The sequence below is a fragment of the Achromobacter pestifer genome, from assembly GCF_902859625.1.
Classification (GTDB): Bacteria; Pseudomonadota; Gammaproteobacteria; order Burkholderiales; family Burkholderiaceae_B; genus Achromobacter; species Achromobacter pestifer.
The window spans coordinates 1-14,291 of sequence record NZ_CADIJX010000010.1 but is presented as its reverse complement, the minus strand read 5'-3'; the positions used below and the strand labels follow the sequence as shown (position 1 = coordinate 14,291).

The 14,291-nt window shown below is 60.8% G+C and carries 14 protein-coding genes and 1 other RNA gene; 9 read left to right on the top strand and 6 right to left on the bottom strand.

The window, feature by feature from the left end:
- Window positions 1–140 precede the first annotated feature (140 nt).
- Window positions 141–770 (top strand): FMN-dependent NADH-azoreductase, encoded by a 630-nt coding sequence (locus tag HV753_RS26445; RefSeq protein WP_175177551.1) that lies wholly within the window; start codon window positions 141–143, stop codon window positions 768–770.
- 100 nt (window positions 771–870) lie between these two features.
- Here the strand turns inward: HV753_RS26445 and HV753_RS26440 are convergent, their stop codons facing one another.
- From HV753_RS26440 to HV753_RS26425, 4 genes are all read right to left on the bottom strand, one after another.
- A complete protein-coding gene (locus tag HV753_RS26440; RefSeq protein WP_175177550.1) occupies window positions 871–1,776 on the bottom strand; it encodes an NAD(P)-dependent oxidoreductase in 906 nt (301 codons plus the stop codon).
- Window positions 1,777–1,834: 58 nt separating this feature from the next.
- Window positions 1,835–3,439 carry a gamma-glutamyltransferase family protein gene (locus HV753_RS26435; protein WP_175177549.1) on the bottom strand — a complete coding sequence of 535 codons (1,605 nt, stop codon included), beginning with the start codon at window positions 3,437–3,439 and terminating at the stop codon, window positions 1,835–1,837.
- Between the two features lie 191 nt (window positions 3,440–3,630).
- On the bottom strand, window positions 3,631–5,136 hold the full coding sequence (locus HV753_RS26430) for a tripartite tricarboxylate transporter permease (RefSeq protein WP_175177548.1): 1,506 nt from the start codon (window positions 5,134–5,136) through the stop codon (window positions 3,631–3,633).
- Window positions 5,137–5,149: 13 nt separating this feature from the next.
- The gene (locus HV753_RS26425) at window positions 5,150–5,614 is read right to left on the bottom strand and encodes a tripartite tricarboxylate transporter TctB family protein (protein WP_175177547.1); all 465 of its coding nucleotides are present in this window, start codon (window positions 5,612–5,614) and stop codon (window positions 5,150–5,152) included.
- Window positions 5,615–6,094: 480 nt separating this feature from the next.
- Between HV753_RS26425 and HV753_RS26420 the strand changes: the two genes are divergently transcribed.
- The 4 genes from HV753_RS26420 to HV753_RS26405 all read left to right on the top strand — a co-directional run bounded on the left by HV753_RS26420 (window position 6,095) and on the right by HV753_RS26405 (window position 7,916).
- Window positions 6,095–6,541 (top strand): hypothetical protein, encoded by a 447-nt coding sequence (locus HV753_RS26420; protein ID WP_175177546.1) that lies wholly within the window; start codon window positions 6,095–6,097, stop codon window positions 6,539–6,541.
- The gene (locus HV753_RS26415; protein ID WP_006217444.1) at window positions 6,541–6,852 is read left to right on the top strand and encodes a cell division protein ZapA; all 312 of its coding nucleotides are present in this window, start codon (window positions 6,541–6,543) and stop codon (window positions 6,850–6,852) included. Before HV753_RS26420 ends, HV753_RS26415 begins: the two co-directional genes overlap by 1 nt.
- A gap of 32 nt (window positions 6,853–6,884) precedes the next feature.
- Window positions 6,885–7,067, top strand: a non-coding RNA gene (gene ssrS / locus HV753_RS26410) — 6S RNA.
- A gap of 93 nt (window positions 7,068–7,160) precedes the next feature.
- Window positions 7,161–7,916, top strand: coding sequence for an SIMPL domain-containing protein (locus HV753_RS26405; protein WP_175177545.1), 756 nt, complete (start codon window positions 7,161–7,163; stop codon window positions 7,914–7,916).
- Here HV753_RS26405 and lgt read toward each other — a convergent pair.
- On the bottom strand, window positions 7,891–8,679 hold the full coding sequence (gene lgt, locus HV753_RS26400; protein ID WP_175177544.1) for a prolipoprotein diacylglyceryl transferase: 789 nt from the start codon (window positions 8,677–8,679) through the stop codon (window positions 7,891–7,893). The two genes, HV753_RS26405 and lgt, sit on opposite strands and share 26 nt — an antisense overlap.
- 131 nt (window positions 8,680–8,810) lie before the next feature.
- Between lgt and ilvD the strand changes: the two genes are divergently transcribed.
- The 3 genes from ilvD (at window position 8,811) to msrA (ending at window position 11,448) form a co-directional block, all read left to right on the top strand.
- Window positions 8,811–10,496 carry a dihydroxy-acid dehydratase gene (gene ilvD, locus HV753_RS26395; protein WP_175177543.1) on the top strand — a complete coding sequence of 562 codons (1,686 nt, stop codon included), beginning with the start codon at window positions 8,811–8,813 and terminating at the stop codon, window positions 10,494–10,496.
- The gene (locus HV753_RS26390; RefSeq protein WP_175177542.1) at window positions 10,480–10,815 is read left to right on the top strand and encodes a c-type cytochrome; all 336 of its coding nucleotides are present in this window, start codon (window positions 10,480–10,482) and stop codon (window positions 10,813–10,815) included. The genes ilvD and HV753_RS26390 overlap by 17 nt, the downstream gene beginning before the upstream one ends.
- Window positions 10,816–10,893: 78 nt before the next feature.
- Window positions 10,894–11,448 (top strand): peptide-methionine (S)-S-oxide reductase MsrA, encoded by a 555-nt coding sequence (gene msrA, locus HV753_RS26385; RefSeq protein WP_175177541.1) that lies wholly within the window; start codon window positions 10,894–10,896, stop codon window positions 11,446–11,448.
- Between the two features lie 103 nt (window positions 11,449–11,551).
- On the opposite strand, the gene hppD is transcribed toward msrA, so the two are convergent.
- Complete coding sequence (gene hppD, locus HV753_RS26380) at window positions 11,552–12,664, bottom strand: 4-hydroxyphenylpyruvate dioxygenase (RefSeq protein ID WP_175177540.1); 1,113 nt, start codon at window positions 12,662–12,664, stop codon at window positions 11,552–11,554.
- A 157-nt stretch (window positions 12,665–12,821) separates the two neighbouring features.
- On the opposite strand from hppD, the gene HV753_RS26375 reads away from it, so the two are divergent.
- Window positions 12,822–13,298, top strand: a complete 477-nt coding sequence (locus HV753_RS26375; RefSeq protein ID WP_006221896.1) for an Lrp/AsnC family transcriptional regulator — start codon at window positions 12,822–12,824, stop codon at window positions 13,296–13,298.
- Window positions 13,299–14,291 lie beyond the last annotated feature (993 nt).

Sequence of the window (14,291 nt, the reverse complement as noted above, 5' to 3'; positions counted from 1 at the left end):
GTCTACAGTGAGGCCATGCATTCGGGATCTGCCAACGCCACCCGGCGGCAAGCCCAGTCCGAACTCCCTGATGAGTCGGGCGTGGCGCTGGCAGATCCTGGCCGCTCGCCCATGGCGGGCCCCCACTGGAGATATTTGCAATGAAGACCCTGGTTATCCTTTCCTCGATTCTCGGCGACCGTTCCAACAGCAAGCAATTGGCCGATCACCTGATTGCGCGCGTCAAAGAATCCAATCCCGCGGCCATCATCAAGGTCCGCGACATCGGCGCACAGCCCATTCCTTACTTTGACGGCAACACTGCCGGCGCGCTGTTCACTCCGGCGGACGCTCGCAGCGTGGAGCAGCAGCGCATCGTCGAACTCAGCGATTCGCTGGTCGCTGAGTTGATGGAAGCGGATCGCATCGTTTTCGCCGTGCCCGTGTACAACTTCAACATGCCCGCGCAGTTCAAGAGCTATCTGGATTACCTGGCTCGTGCCGGCGTCACGTTCCGTTATACGCCGGAAGGCGTGCCGGAGGGCCTCGTCAAGGGTAAGCAGGTGTTCGTGTTGACGGCGCGGGGCGGCAAGGCTGAAGGCACTCCGTCCGACACGATGACGCCGTACTTGCGCCAGATGCTGAGCTTCATGGGCATGAATGACGTCACATTCATTGCCGCTGAAGGCATGGCGATGGGTGAAGTGGCCGCCCTGGAAGGCGTGACGCTGGCCAAGCAACGCATTGATGCGCTGGTCTTGAATACGGCGCAAGCCGGCCTGGCTGCGTAAGCAGAGAAGCGCTGGCGCGCAGCGCCGCTGTCGTGCCGAAAAAAAGGCGAACCATCAGGTTCGCCTTTTTCCTGCCTGCCCGCATGGCGCGGGCAGGAGATCAGTCGCGCAGGCGTTTCACCAGGCTGGACGTGTCCCAGCGGCTGCCGCCCATTTTCTGGACGTCGCCGTAGAACTGGTCCACCAGCGCCGTCACCGGTACGCGCGCGCCGTTGTTGCGCGCCTCGGCCAAGACCAGGCCCAGGTCCTTGCGCATCCAGTCCACCGCAAAGCCAAACTCGAACTTGTCATCGACCATGGTGCCGCCGCGGTTCTCCATCTGCCAGCTTTGCGCGGCCCCCTTGCTGATCACGTCCAACACCAGCTTCATGTCCAGGTCGGCCGCCTGACCGAAGGCCACGGCTTCCGACAGGCCCTGCACAATGCCGGCGATGCAGATCTGGTTGACCATCTTGGCCAATTGGCCAGCACCCGGAGCGCCCACCAGCGTGACCGCGCGGCCGAAGCTCTGCGCCACGGGCTTGACCGCATTGAATACGGCTTCTTCACCACCGCACATGATGGTCAGCACGCCATTGACGGCGCCGGCCTGGCCGCCAGAGACGGGTGCGTCCACGAAATTCAGGCCCAGGTCCTTGGCTTGCGCGTAGAGCTCGCGTGCCACATTGGCCGAGGCGGTCGTGTGATCCACGAACACCGCGCCCGGCGCCATGCCCGAGAACGCTCCATCCGGCCCCAGCACGATGCTGCGCAGATCGTCGTCATTGCCCACGCAGGCGAACACAATTTGCGCGCCCGCCACGGCTTCGCGTGGCGTGGAGGCATGGCGGCCGCCGAATTCGGCAGCCCAGGCCTGCGCCTTGGCGGAAGTGCGGTTATAGACGGTCACGTCGTGCCCGGCGCGGGCCAGGTGGCCCGCCATGGGCAGGCCCATGACGCCCAATCCGAGGAAAGCGACTTTCTGGGCTACTACCGCCTCGTAGCTCTTGGTACCGATCGTTGCCATGCAGGGGACTCCGCTCTATGTAGGTAAGGTCAGTCTCAGGACACTAACCTTAACGCAATCAAAAGCCGGCGGCGAGTCCATCTCGCCGGCTGTCGCTCGCGCAGACATAGCCGTCCACGGCCGGATCGCCCAGCCGCCAGATGAACTGGCCCGAACCGAAGTCCATGTAGGGGTCGTCGATGCCTTCCAGTACGTGGCCGCGCGCACGCAGGCCTTGCGTCACGGTTGAAGCCAATCCCGTTTCCACGTCCACGGCCAATCCGTGGTTCCACTTCCAACGGGGCGCGTCACAGGCGGCCTGCGGCTGCTGACCGTAGTCCAGCAGCCGCACCAGCGTTTGTACTTGCCCCTGGGGCTGCATATTGCCGCCCATGACGCCAAAACTCATGACCGGGGCGCCGTCGCGCATCAGGAAAGCCGGGATGATCGTATGGAAGGGCCGCTTGCCCCCAGCCACCACATTGGGATGCTCGGGCTGCGTGCTGAAGCCATGTCCGCGGTTTTGCAGGCTGACTCCGGTGCCTGGTACCACCACGCCGGACCCGAAACCCATGTAATTTGACTGGATGAAGCTGACCATCATGCCGTTCTTGTCAGCAGCGGTCAGGTAGACCGTGCCGCCTTGCGGCGCATGGCCAGAGGCAAAGGCCTGGGCCACCTTGGGGTCGATCATCCGGGCGCGTTGTGCCAGGTAATCAGGCCGCAGCATCTGTTCGGGCGTCATCCGCATATGGCGTGCATCAGCCACCTGGGCATAAACATCCGCAAATGCCAGCTTCATGGCCTCGATCAGCAGGTGTTGCGTGTCGGCATGGTCAACCGGGCGAGCCGCCAGATCAAAATTCTGCAAGATGCCCAGCGCGATCAGGGCCGCAATGCCCTGGCCGTTGGGTGGGATCTGATGCACGGTGTGGCCGCGGTAGGTCTGGCTGATGGGGGTTACCCATTCCGGCGTGTAGTCGCGTAGATCCGCCAGCGTCAGGGCGGCATCGTGCGCTTGCGCATGCGCCACCAATTTATGGGCGCTTTCGCCCTCATAGAAGTCTCGTCCGCCCGTCGCCGCGATGCGCTTGAGCGTTGCCGCCGCGCCCCGCAACACGAAGTGCTCGCCGATGTGAGGGGCACGGCCGCGCGGCAGGAAATGTTCGGCAAACCCAGGCTGGGGTTGCAGGATGTCGGCCTGCGCTACCCACTTCTCCTGCACGGTGGGCGACACGGCATAGCCGCGCTCCGCATATTCGATGGCAGGTGCCAGCACGTCGGCAAACGGCAAGCTGCCCAGCTTTTCATGCAGGGCGGCCCAGCCAGCCACGCAACCGGGAATCGTCACGCTGTCCCAGCCGCGCATCGGGATCACGCCTTGATGCTTGCGCCGGAAGTAATCCACATTCCACGCGGCGGGTGCCGGCCCCGAGGCATTCAATCCATGCAGTTTCGAGCCATCCCAGACGATGGCGAAGCAGTCGGAACCGAGTCCATTGCTGACCGGTTCGGTCAGGGCAAGCGTGGCGGCCGCGGCAATGGCCGCATCCACGGCGTTGCCGCCAAGGGCCAGAATCCGCAAACCGGCCTGGGCGGCCAAGGGTTGCGAGGTGGCGACCACATTGCGGGCGAACACCGGAATGCGGGTGGTGGGGTAAGGATTCTTCCAGTTGAAATTCATGCCGAATAATCGCGTGGGGTAAACCCGTAGCTTAACGTAGATACCAGGCAGCGCTCTACGCTTGGTAGCCTGTTGTAGTAGTTAGTAGCGTTTGGCGCGCGTGAGTTCGGCCGCGCAAAGAAAAACCCCCGGAGCAAGCCCCGGGGGTTTTTGAAAGGCGAGACCGCCGCCAATAGGCGGCGAGCCGCGTTTTACTCTTCTTCGACGAAGGTCTCTTCGCGCTTCTTGCGAATGGCGGGCAGGGCCACCAGGATCACCAGGAATACAGCGACAGCCAGCAGCGATGCCGACAACGGGCGCGTCACGAAGGTGGTGAAGTCGCCACGCGAGAGCAGCAGGGCACGACGGAAGTTCTCTTCCATCATGGGGCCCAGAACCAAGCCCAGCAGCAGCGGAGCGCCTTCGCACTTCAGCTTCGACCACACGTAGCCGACGATGCCGAACATGGCGGTGGTGAAGATGTCGAAAGCGTTGTAGTTCAGCGAATACACACCGATCGTGCAGAACACCAGGATCGCCGGGAACAAGATGCGGTAGGGCACCTTCAGCAGCTTGACCCACAGGCCAATCAGCGGCAGGTTCAGCACCACCAGCATCAGGTTGCCGATCCACATCGAGGCGATCAGGCCCCAGAACAGCTCCGGGTGGCTCGTCATGACTTGCGGGCCGGGCTGAATGTTGTGGATCGTCATCGCGCCGACCATCAGCGCCATCACGGCATTACCCGGGATGCCGAGCGTCAGCAGCGGGATGAACGACGTCTGGGCCGCGGCGTTGTTCGCCGATTCCGGACCAGCCAGGCCGGCCGGGTGGCCCTTGCCGAAGCGCTCCGGATTCTTCGAGATCTTCTTTTCCAGCGTGTACGACGCGAAGGACGACAGCACGGCGCCACCGCCCGGCAAGATACCCAGGGCCGAACCCAGGGCCGTACCGCGCAGCACTGCCGGGTACGATTCCTTGAATTCCTGCTTGTTCGGGTACAGCGAGCCGATCTTGTCGGTGATGTCGACGCGGTTTTCCTTCTGCTCCAGGTTGGTCATGATTTCGGCAAAGCCGAACACGCCCATGGCCACGATAGCGAAGTCGATGCCGTCTTGCAGTTCCGGCACGCCGAAGTCGAAGCGGGCAACGCCCGAGTTGACGTCGGTACCGACCATGCCCAGCAACAGACCCAGGATGATCATCGAGATCGCCTTGGGCAGCGAGCCCGAGGCCAACACCACGGCGCCGACCAAGCCCAAGCACATCAGCGAGAAGTACTCGGCGGGGCCGAACTTGAAGGCGACTTCAGCCAGCGGGGGTGCGAACGCGGCCAGCAGCAGCGTGGCAACGCAACCGGCGAAGAACGAACCCAGCGCGGCGATGGCCAGCGCGGCGCCAGCACGGCCGTTACGGGCCATCTGGTGGCCGTCCAGCACGGTCACCACCGCGGACGTTTCTCCTGGCAGGGCCACAAGAATCGCCGTGGTGGAGCCACCGTATTGGGCGCCGTAATAGATACCCGCCAACATGATCAGGCCGGCCACCGGGGGCAGCACGTACGTGATCGGGAGCAGCATCGCGATGGTCGGGACGGGGCCAATGCCCGGCAGCACGCCAATCAGCGTACCCAGGATGCAGCCCAGCAGTGCGTAAGCCAGGTTCTCGGGCGTGAACGCCACCGAGAAGCCCAACATCAGATTGTCAAACAATTCCATGACCGGTTGCTCCTTAGTTCATGCCCAGAAAGGACGGCCACAGCGGGAAGATCAGCCCCAGCCCCTTGACGAATGCCAGATACGAGAAGATCACCAGGAAGATCGCGTTGGCAACGGCGACTTTCAGGCTGAACTCATGGCTGGCCAGGCTGCTCACGACAACCAGGATGAATACCGAGATATAGATACCCAGCAGCTTCAGGACCAAGCCGTACAAGACGACGGATCCGACCACCAGGAAGACGATGCGCCAGTCGAACTTTTCGACGTGCGTTTCATGGGCTTTCTTTGACATCGAGCCAAGCAGCACGATGGCGCCCAGCAAAGCCAGAACAATGCCTAGCCAGAAAGGAAAGTACCCTGGGCCCATCCTGGCCGCAGTACCCATAGAGTAGCTGCTGGCTTGCCAGGCGAATCCCAGTCCAAGGGCGATGAACATCACCCCTGACCAGAAGTCCTGTCGATTGCGTAGCTGCATGATTGGTTGGCTCCTGTTTACAGCATGTAGATAAAAAAGTTTGTAGCCGGATGGGACTCACCGAAAGGCGAGTGACAGGCACAAAAAAGGCACTTCGGGGTGCCATTAGTTCTTCTGAAAGCGACGACGTGGTTTCTTGAAAGGGCGAATGGTAATGGACGCCCGCCACGCTGCAAACCCTGTAAGCTCGGTGAAAGCCTGGGGTTTTCCCTAGAATTCGGGTACTCCCGATCCCCAGATGTAACGACACGGGGGGATTGAGGGCTTTTTGAAAGCTAAGTGAAAGTTTATAGAAAGAAATGCGAAAGCCAGATCGGCCGGATGCGGGGAATTTGGAGGAGGCGGGACTTTTTTTCGGAGCGAGAATTGCCCAGCCCGGCTCGGCTGGCATCGTCAGCGTATTTCCTACCGAATATTGCCGGGTTTCTCACCTTGCGTGAAGAGGCCCGATTGAACTCAGGATGGTTTACGATAGCGCCCATGCTGCAAGATCTAGACCAACTCGCCGCCCGAATCGGGCAACTGGTGCAACGCACCCGCCAACTCCACGCAGAGCGTGATGCGTTGCGCCTCCGCCTGAATGACTTTGAAGCTGAGCAGCGTGTGCTGAAGCAGCGCGCCGCCGAGCGCGAGGCTGACATCGTCACGCTGCAAAGCAAGCTTCAAGATCATGACGGCGCGGTCACCGCCATGCTTGAACAGGCTCAGCAGGCTGAAGTCGCCTTGCGCGAACAACTCGCTCGCGAAGCCACCGAACGCCAGTCGCTCGAATCGCGTTTCTCCGCCCGGGAAACCGAATTGCAGGGCAACCTGCAAACGCGCGACACGGAACTACAGCGCTTGCGCGTGGCCGCTGCCGCAGCCCGCGAGCGCATCGACGCCGTGCTGGCCCGCTTGCCGGGTGCACCGTCTGGAGAGCAACACTGATGGAACGCGTAGATGTAACCATATTGGGACGCGACTACTCCCTGGCATGCTCCGCTGAAGAGAAGCCCACGCTGATGGCCGCTGTGCGCCATGTGGACCAACTGATGCTGCGCATTCAGGGAACGGGCAAGATTTCCAGCAACGAACGCATCGCCGTGATGGCGGCTTTGCAAGTCGCGGGCGAACTCCTCGCCATGAAAGCGCCAGATGGTCCGCTGGGCGGTTTGGCAGTCGGCGACTTCAAGCGTAGAATTGAGGACATGAACGCAGTACTCGATGACGCCTTGTCGGGTCAGGAAAAACTGCTCTAACCGTTCATAAGCAGTATTCAAGAATTTTCAGTTTGTCCCTGCCGTGTCCGTGACTAGGCCATACATTCTCTGAACCTATGCTTTCGGCATATGGTTGCGGGAGTGTAGAGCTGGAGTGATCGTCTCTCGTAGACGAACCCGACGCTCTGCGGAACGCGACCACCTCTTACCTTAGGGTTCGAGATGCCGGCCTTGACGGCACAGGCGGGGCATCTATCCCAGCGGGCCTGCCCTAAGTGCAGGTCCGCGTCGGGTGCCTCACCATCCCCCCTTGCTCTTCCCTTTGTCCTCCCTCCTAGGACCAGTCCATGTTCAAACACCCTGTTTTTTCGCTGACGAAACTCGGCGCAGCGTGCGCAGCCGTGGCCGCCATCGCCGCTGTTCAACCGGTTTATGCGCAAGCGCAGGCGCCTGTCGCCACGGAATCGTCCACGAACCGTTCGCCGGAAATGACGCTGCAAGCCGCGGCGTCCTCCGAAGTCAAACAGGACACCGTCCGCATTTCGTTGTCTGCTGAAGTCGAAGCGCCGGATCAGCCCGCCGCCGGCAAGAAGTTGACCGCCGCGCTGGACGATGTCGTCAAGCGTGCGCGCGACACCAAGGGCGTCGAAGTCCGTACGGGGGGCTACAACGTCTGGCCCAATACCAACAGCAAGGGCAAGATCGGCACGTGGCGTGGTCAGGGTGAGGTCGTGCTGGAATCGAAAGACTTCGAAGCCGCCGCCGCGTTGGCGTCCAAGCTTTCCGACAAGACCGCCATTTCCAACATCAGCTTCTCGTTGTCGCGCGAAGCCCGCGAGGCCGAAGAGCGCAAGCTGCTGAAAGAAGCCGCCCAAGCCTTCAAGGACCGCGCGCTGGCCGCAGCCAATGCATTCGGTTTCTCGGGCTACCGCCTGTCCAAGCTGGAATTGGGCGGCTCGGGGGGCGCGGTGCCGATGCCGCGCATGCTGGGCGCTGCCGCCATGGCCAAGGACGCCTCGGGTGGCTACAGCCCGGACGTCCCGCTGGAAGCGGGAGACGTCACGGTCAGCATCGCCGTTAACGGGACGATCGTTTTGCAGTAAGACTGAACATGATGGCGCCCAAGGCGACCATCGGCAGGGACAGCCACTGTCCCATGCTCAACCCACCCGCGAGCAGACCCAGGAAGTTGTCCGGCTCGCGGGTGAATTCCACCAGGAAGCGGAACGTTCCGTAACCCATCAGGAAAAGCCCGCTCACCTGTCCGAGTGGGCGCGGCTTGCTCGAAAACCACCACAGCAGCGCAAACAGCACGATGCCTTCCAGGCCCAATTCATAAAGTTGGGAGGGATGGCGTGCCAGCCCGTCGCCACTGTCGGGGAACACCATGGCCCACGGCACGTCGGTCGGCCGGCCCCATAGCTCGCCATTGATGAAGTTGCCCAGCCGGCCAAAACCCAGGCCCAGCGGAATCAGGGGCGCGATGAAGTCACTGACCGCGAAAAAGGGCAGTTTCTTCTTGCGGGCAAACAGCAGCATGACCAGGATCACGCCGATCAGGCCGCCGTGGAACGACATGCCGCCTTGCCACAAGTACGCCACTTCCAGCGGGTGTGCCAGGTAGTACGCAGGCTTGTAGAACAGCACGTACCCCAGCCGGCCGCCCAGCACCACGCCCAGCACGCTATAAAAGATCAGGTCTTCCAGGTCGCGCACGTTCAACGACGTCGTGTGGCCGCTGGTGATGCGGCGGCGCCCAAGCAGATACACCAGGGCGAAACCCGCCAGGTACATCAGGCCGTACCAGTGGATGGCAAGCGGCCCGATCTGCAAGGCAATGGGATCGAATTTTGGATATTGCAGCATGTTCTGCCCGACACAATAAAGTTGAATGATAATAACCGGCGAGCACTGAAGATTCGCATGCATGCAAGCGAGCCAGCTTCCCAGGGTGCGTTCGCCATGTCCGCGCCCCGACGGCCCAGGAGAGACAGACCATGCCGAACAACGAACGTTCCCGCCATATCACCCACGGCGTCGCGCGCGCGCCCAACCGCGCCATGTACTACGCGCTGGGTTATCAAGAAGCAGATTTCGACAACCCCATGGTCGGCGTAGCCAACGGCCACTCGACCATCACACCGTGCAACAGCGGGTTGCAGCGCCTGGCGGATGCCGCCATCGACGCCATCCGCGCCTCGCGCGCCAACCCTCAAGTGTTTGGCACCCCCACCATTTCCGACGGCATGTCCATGGGTACCGAGGGCATGAAATATTCCTTGGTCTCGCGTGAAGTCATCGCGGACTGTATCGAGACCGCCGCGCAGGGCCAGTGGATGGATGGCGTGGTGGTGATCGGGGGCTGCGACAAGAACATGCCGGGCGGCATGATCGCGCTGGCACGCACCAATGTGCCAGGTATCTACGTCTACGGCGGCACCATCAAGCCGGGCCATTACAAGGGCCGCGACCTCACCATCGTGTCGGTGTTCGAGGCCGTGGGCGAATACACGATGGGCCGCATGCCCGAGGCCGATTTCAAGCAGATCGAAAAATGCGCCATTCCTGGCTCTGGCTCCTGTGGTGGCATGTACACCGCCAATACCATGAGCTCCGCGTTCGAGGCGATGGGCATGAGCCTGCCGTACTCCAGCACGATGGCCAACGAAGACGAGGAAAAAGTCGTGTCGGCCGCGGAATCGGCGCGGGTGCTGGTGGACGCGGTCAGACGCAATCTTCGGCCGCGCGACATCATCACGCGGGAGTCCATCGAAAACGCCGTCTCCGTCATCATGGCCACGGGGGGATCGACCAATGCGGTGCTGCATTTCCTGGCCATCGCGCACGCGGCCGAAGTGCCGTGGTCCATTGATGACTTTGAACGCATCCGCAAGCGCGTCCCCGTGTTGTGCGACCTGAAGCCGTCAGGCAAGTATGTCGCGACTGATCTGCATCGCGCGGGCGGCATCCCACAGGTCATGAAATTGCTGCTCAACGCCGGATTGCTGCACGGCGACTGCATCACGATCAGCGGCAAGACCATTGCTGAAACGCTGGCCGCCATTCCAGACGCGCCCCGCGCGGATCAGGATGTCATCATGCCGTTGGATCGCGCCCTGTATCCGCAAGGGCATCTGGCCATCTTGAAGGGCAACCTGTCGCCTGAAGGCTGCGTGGCCAAGATCACCGGCCTGAAGAATCCCGTGATGACGGGTCCTGCGCGCGTCTTCGATTCCGAGGACGATGCCATGACAGCCATCATGGCGCGTCAGATCAAGGATGGCGACGTAGTGGTCATCCGATATGAAGGCCCCAAGGGCGGCCCCGGCATGCGGGAAATGCTGGCGCCCACCTCGGCGCTGGTCGGCCAGGGTCTGGGTGAAACCGTGGGGCTGATCACCGATGGCCGTTTCTCCGGAGGCACCTGGGGCATGGTCGTCGGCCACGTGGCGCCAGAAGCCTTCGTTGGCGGCCCGATTGCGCTGATTCAAGAAGGCGATTCGGTTACCATCGATGCCCACAAGCTGCTCTTGCAGCTCAATATCAGCGACGAAGACCTGGCGGCTCGTCGACAGGCCTGGGTTCAACCCAAGCCGCGTTATACACGCGGTGTGCTCGCCAAATTCGGCAAGCTCGCCAGCACCGCGAGCCGTGGGGCAGTAACCGATGCATTTGAAGATTAGTCTGTGGGTGGCCGTGGCCGGCGTCTTGAGCGCCGGCGCGGTTCAGGCGCAAACCACTGGCCTGGATCTGGCCAAGAGCAAGGCCTGTATGGCCTGCCATCAGGTGGAAGCCAAGCGTGTCGGGCCGCCGTTGAAAAGCGTGGCCGAGCGCTATGCGGGGCAGGGCGACGCCATGGTGGATTATCTGGCAGGCAAGATTCGCGGCGGCGGCCGCGGTGCCTGGGGCGCCGTGCCCATGCCCGCGCAAACCCATGTCAGCCAGGAAGACGCCCGTCTGCTGGCCGAATGGATCTTGTCGCTGGCGCCGCCCAAGCAGTAGTCTTATTCTCTATGCCCCGCGCACGAAGCCCGGGGGCGCCGGCCGCAGGTTGCGGCCGTCTACAAGAAAGGAATCGTCATGGCAGAACAAGCATCCCCAGGCAATGAAGTCGCCATTCTCGGCGGCGGCTGCTTTTGGTGCGTCGAAGCGGTCTTCACGGAACTGAAGGGCGTCAAAAGCGTGTTGCCTGGCTACAGCGGCGGGCATGTGGACAACCCCAGCTACGAGCAGGTCTGCGGCAAGGACACCGGCCACATCGAGGTCGCCCGGGTCGAATTCGATCCCGCCGAGCTGTCATTCAGCGATCTGCTGCGGGTCTTCTTCGCCACGCACGACCCCACCACCCCGGGACGCCAGGGCAATGACATCGGCCCGCAGTATGAATCCGCGATCTTCTGGCAGAACGAATCCCAGCGCGAACAGGCCGAGGCCGTAATCGCCGAAGTCGAAGCCCAGCGGGTCTACGATGCGCCCATCATCACCAAGTTGTTGCCGCCCACCAAGTTCTGGCAAGCCGAGGACTATCACAGCAACTATTTCGCGTTGCACCCCGAGCAAGGCTACTGCCAGTTCGTGATCGCGCCCAAGGTTGCCAAGTTCCGCAAGCAGTTCCAGGACCGCTTGCAGCGCTAAGCGTTAAGCGCTGTACGGCTGAGGGCAAAAAAAAACCTCACCACCAGGTGAGGCTTCAAAGCCGGCGCCGATGCCAGGCATCGAACGCCGGCGGGGGAAGCGGTTAGTCGACGCTCTTCACCACGCCGCGTCGCATCTGGTCCAGTTCGATCGATTCAAACAGGGCTTTGAAGTTGCCTTCGCCGAAGCCATCATTGCCTTTGCGTTGGATGATCTCGAAGAAGATCGGTCCAATCTGGTTTTCGGTGAAGATCTGCAAGAGCAGGCCGCCACCCGGAGCGCCATCCAGCAGGATGCGGTTCTTTTGCAGGCGGGCCACGTCTTCGCCGTGGTTGGGCAGGCGGCGATCCAGCAATTCGTAATACGTTTCCGGGGTGTCCAGAAACACCACGCCTGTCTTGCGCAGCGCTTCGATGGTGCCGTAGATGTCCTCCGTGGCCATGGCGATGTGTTGGATGCCTTCACCGCGGTACAAGTCCAGGTATTCCTGGATCTGGCCTTTTTCTTCCGTGCCTTCTTCGTTGATCGGAATGCGGATGTTGCCGCAAGGCGAGGTCATCGCCTTGGATTTCACACCCGTGACCTTGCCCTCGATATCGAAGTAGCGCACTTCGCGGAAGTTGAACAGGCGCTCGTAGAATTCGGACCACTCCGCCATGCGGCCCTTATGCACGTTGTGCGTAAGGTGGTCCACCAGCGTCAAGCCAGCGCCGCGGTGGTTCAGGTCGGCTTGCGCGTTGTCCGGATCCACAGGCACAAAGTCCACGTCATAGATGCTGATGTCGCCAATCCCGCCGTGGCCTTCTTTGCCCGTCCAGCGATCAACCAGGTAGATCAGCGAGTCGCCGATCCCCTTGATCGCCGGGATATTCAGCTCCATCGGGCCGCTGTGCGAATCAAAACCCCAGGCCCCCAGCTCCAGCGCACGCTTGTAGGCGGCATTGGCGTCCTGCACGCGAAAACCAATCGCACAGATCGACGGGCCATGCAGGCGCGCAAAGCGCTGGGCGAAAGAATCGGGTTCTGCGTTGATCAGGAAGTTGACGCCGCCTTGGCGATACAGGGTCACGTCTTTGTGGCGATGCTTGGCGATGGCCTTGAAACCCAGCAGCTCGAACACCTTGCGCAGCGCGGCGGGGTCCGGCGCGGCGTATTCAATGAACTCGAACCCGGCGGTGCCCATCGGGTTGTCCCAGGGTTGGAAAGCGCTGCTCATAAATCTGCTCCCTTGCATCGTTTTGTCAGGACGACTTGTTCTTCAAGTCTAGACCCAGATTGTAGGAAGGAACCCCGGGCAGACAATTGCAAAGATGGCGCGAAAGTCGGTAGTCTGAGCAATAATATTGCCGTATATAAAATTTTCAGGGCAAAAAATGTCTGACATCGAGCTTGATAGGACAGATCTAAGGATTTTGGCTGAGTTGCAGCGCGACGGGCGCCTCAGCAATCAGGAACTTGCCGACCGGGTTTCCCTATCGCCTAGTCCGTGCCTGCGCCGGGTTCGTCGGCTGGAGGAAAAGGGATTCATCAAGAAGTATGTGGCCTTGATAGATGCCGAAAAGGTCGGTTTGGGGCTGCTCGCCTACGTGAACATCCGGTTGAACAAGCACAGTGGCTCCAGCCACGCACCGATGAGCGACTTCGCCCGCGATGTGCAACTCTGGCCGGAAGTGGTCGAGTGCTACGCCATGTCCGGTGACATGGACTATCTGCTGCGCATCCAGGTCGCAGACCTGGCCCATTTCTCTCGTTTTGCCATGGACACGCTGATGCGCCATCCGGCGGTCATCGACATGCGCTCCTTCTTCGCACTTCAGCAGATCAAGGAGACGACGGAGCTAAGGCTGTAGTTGATGCCTCTCTTGATGTTTCGCCATATCTAGCTGATGCCTCTATATATAGAGGATGTAGATCCGCACCCGGGGGCTCCTGCTTTCAGGGGACACCATAGGTACTATCTGAGTACCTTAGCCCTTTATATATAGAGAGAGGAGGCTCAGCGCGGAGCCCCCATCCGCAGGAGGATCCAACCCTCTATATATAGGCAGATCGGGTCTAACTAGCTTGGCAGGCAGGGTGCGTCCCCTAAAAAGTTCATCTTTCTGCAAAATGGGTGTCATCCTGGCTTGAACCGGAAAAATTCCGTGCTATAGTCTCGCTCCTTCGCAGTTCAAGCAGTTTTTTGAGCCGCGAAGCCAAGCAAGCACAACAGGCCAGGCAGGGGGTAACCCCGGGGCAACCCAGCCAGTCTGCCGCAAAGGGTTCAGGAATGAACGCCAAGCGGTTATTGCAAGGATTGCAGCAAATCAGGCAAAAGCCAGTTGCGTAATCTGCAAAAATCGTGCTATAGTCTGGGGCTTGGCTGGTGATGACGATTAAGGGTTTTCCCGGATCTAATTGCTAGCCACCTGAGCAGTAACCAACCTCTGGATTTCAGAGCCAGCGCGAAAGCGCCGGGGTTGCAAGATAGGGTGCAAATCAGGCAGAAGCCGGTTGCATAATCTGCAAAAGTTGTGTTATAGTTTCAGGCTTGGCAGTTGCCGAAAACTTAGGGTTAACCCTGGTGTTTCGATAGCTGCTAAAGAGAAGTGGGCCTGAAGGGGTCGCCGGCAAGAAAGCGAAACGATGTGGCGCTGACTTGACAAGCGAAAAAAACTCCTTCATAATCTCGCTTCTCTGCTGCTGAAAACAGCGCGCAACGCGAAAGCGAAGCGAGCCGGATTCGGAAGTGCAGTACAGAATTTGCAGTACCGCTCTTTAACAATTAAACAACCGATAAGTGTGGGCGCTTGATGCGATGCACTGTGATTAAGCAAGGGGTTAAACCCGAGCTTATTCACAAG

Excerpts from the sequence above, each read along its gene's own strand:
- HV753_RS26390 (WP_175177542.1), top strand. The coding sequence starts at position 10,480 with ATGCATTTGAAGATTAGTCTGTGGGTGGCCGTGGCCGGCGTCTTGAGC.
- HV753_RS26440 (WP_175177550.1), bottom strand. The coding sequence starts at position 1,776 with ATGGCAACGATCGGTACCAAGAGCTACGAGGCGGTAGTAGCCCAGAAA.
- HV753_RS26435 (WP_175177549.1), bottom strand. The coding sequence starts at position 3,439 with ATGAATTTCAACTGGAAGAATCCTTACCCCACCACCCGCATTCCGGTG.
- HV753_RS26420 (WP_175177546.1), top strand. The coding sequence starts at position 6,095 with ATGCTGCAAGATCTAGACCAACTCGCCGCCCGAATCGGGCAACTGGTG.
- HV753_RS26430 (WP_175177548.1), bottom strand. The coding sequence starts at position 5,136 with ATGGAATTGTTTGACAATCTGATGTTGGGCTTCTCGGTGGCGTTCACG.
- HV753_RS26375 (WP_006221896.1), top strand. The coding sequence starts at position 12,822 with ATGTCTGACATCGAGCTTGATAGGACAGATCTAAGGATTTTGGCTGAG.
- HV753_RS26405 (WP_175177545.1), top strand. The coding sequence starts at position 7,161 with ATGTTCAAACACCCTGTTTTTTCGCTGACGAAACTCGGCGCAGCGTGC.
- msrA (WP_175177541.1), top strand. The coding sequence starts at position 10,894 with ATGGCAGAACAAGCATCCCCAGGCAATGAAGTCGCCATTCTCGGCGGC.
- ilvD (WP_175177543.1), top strand. The coding sequence starts at position 8,811 with ATGCCGAACAACGAACGTTCCCGCCATATCACCCACGGCGTCGCGCGC.
- HV753_RS26415 (WP_006217444.1), top strand. The coding sequence starts at position 6,541 with ATGGAACGCGTAGATGTAACCATATTGGGACGCGACTACTCCCTGGCA.
- HV753_RS26425 (WP_175177547.1), bottom strand. The coding sequence starts at position 5,614 with ATGCAGCTACGCAATCGACAGGACTTCTGGTCAGGGGTGATGTTCATC.
- lgt (WP_175177544.1), bottom strand. The coding sequence starts at position 8,679 with ATGCTGCAATATCCAAAATTCGATCCCATTGCCTTGCAGATCGGGCCG.
- hppD (WP_175177540.1), bottom strand. The coding sequence starts at position 12,664 with ATGAGCAGCGCTTTCCAACCCTGGGACAACCCGATGGGCACCGCCGGG.
- HV753_RS26445 (WP_175177551.1), top strand. The coding sequence starts at position 141 with ATGAAGACCCTGGTTATCCTTTCCTCGATTCTCGGCGACCGTTCCAAC.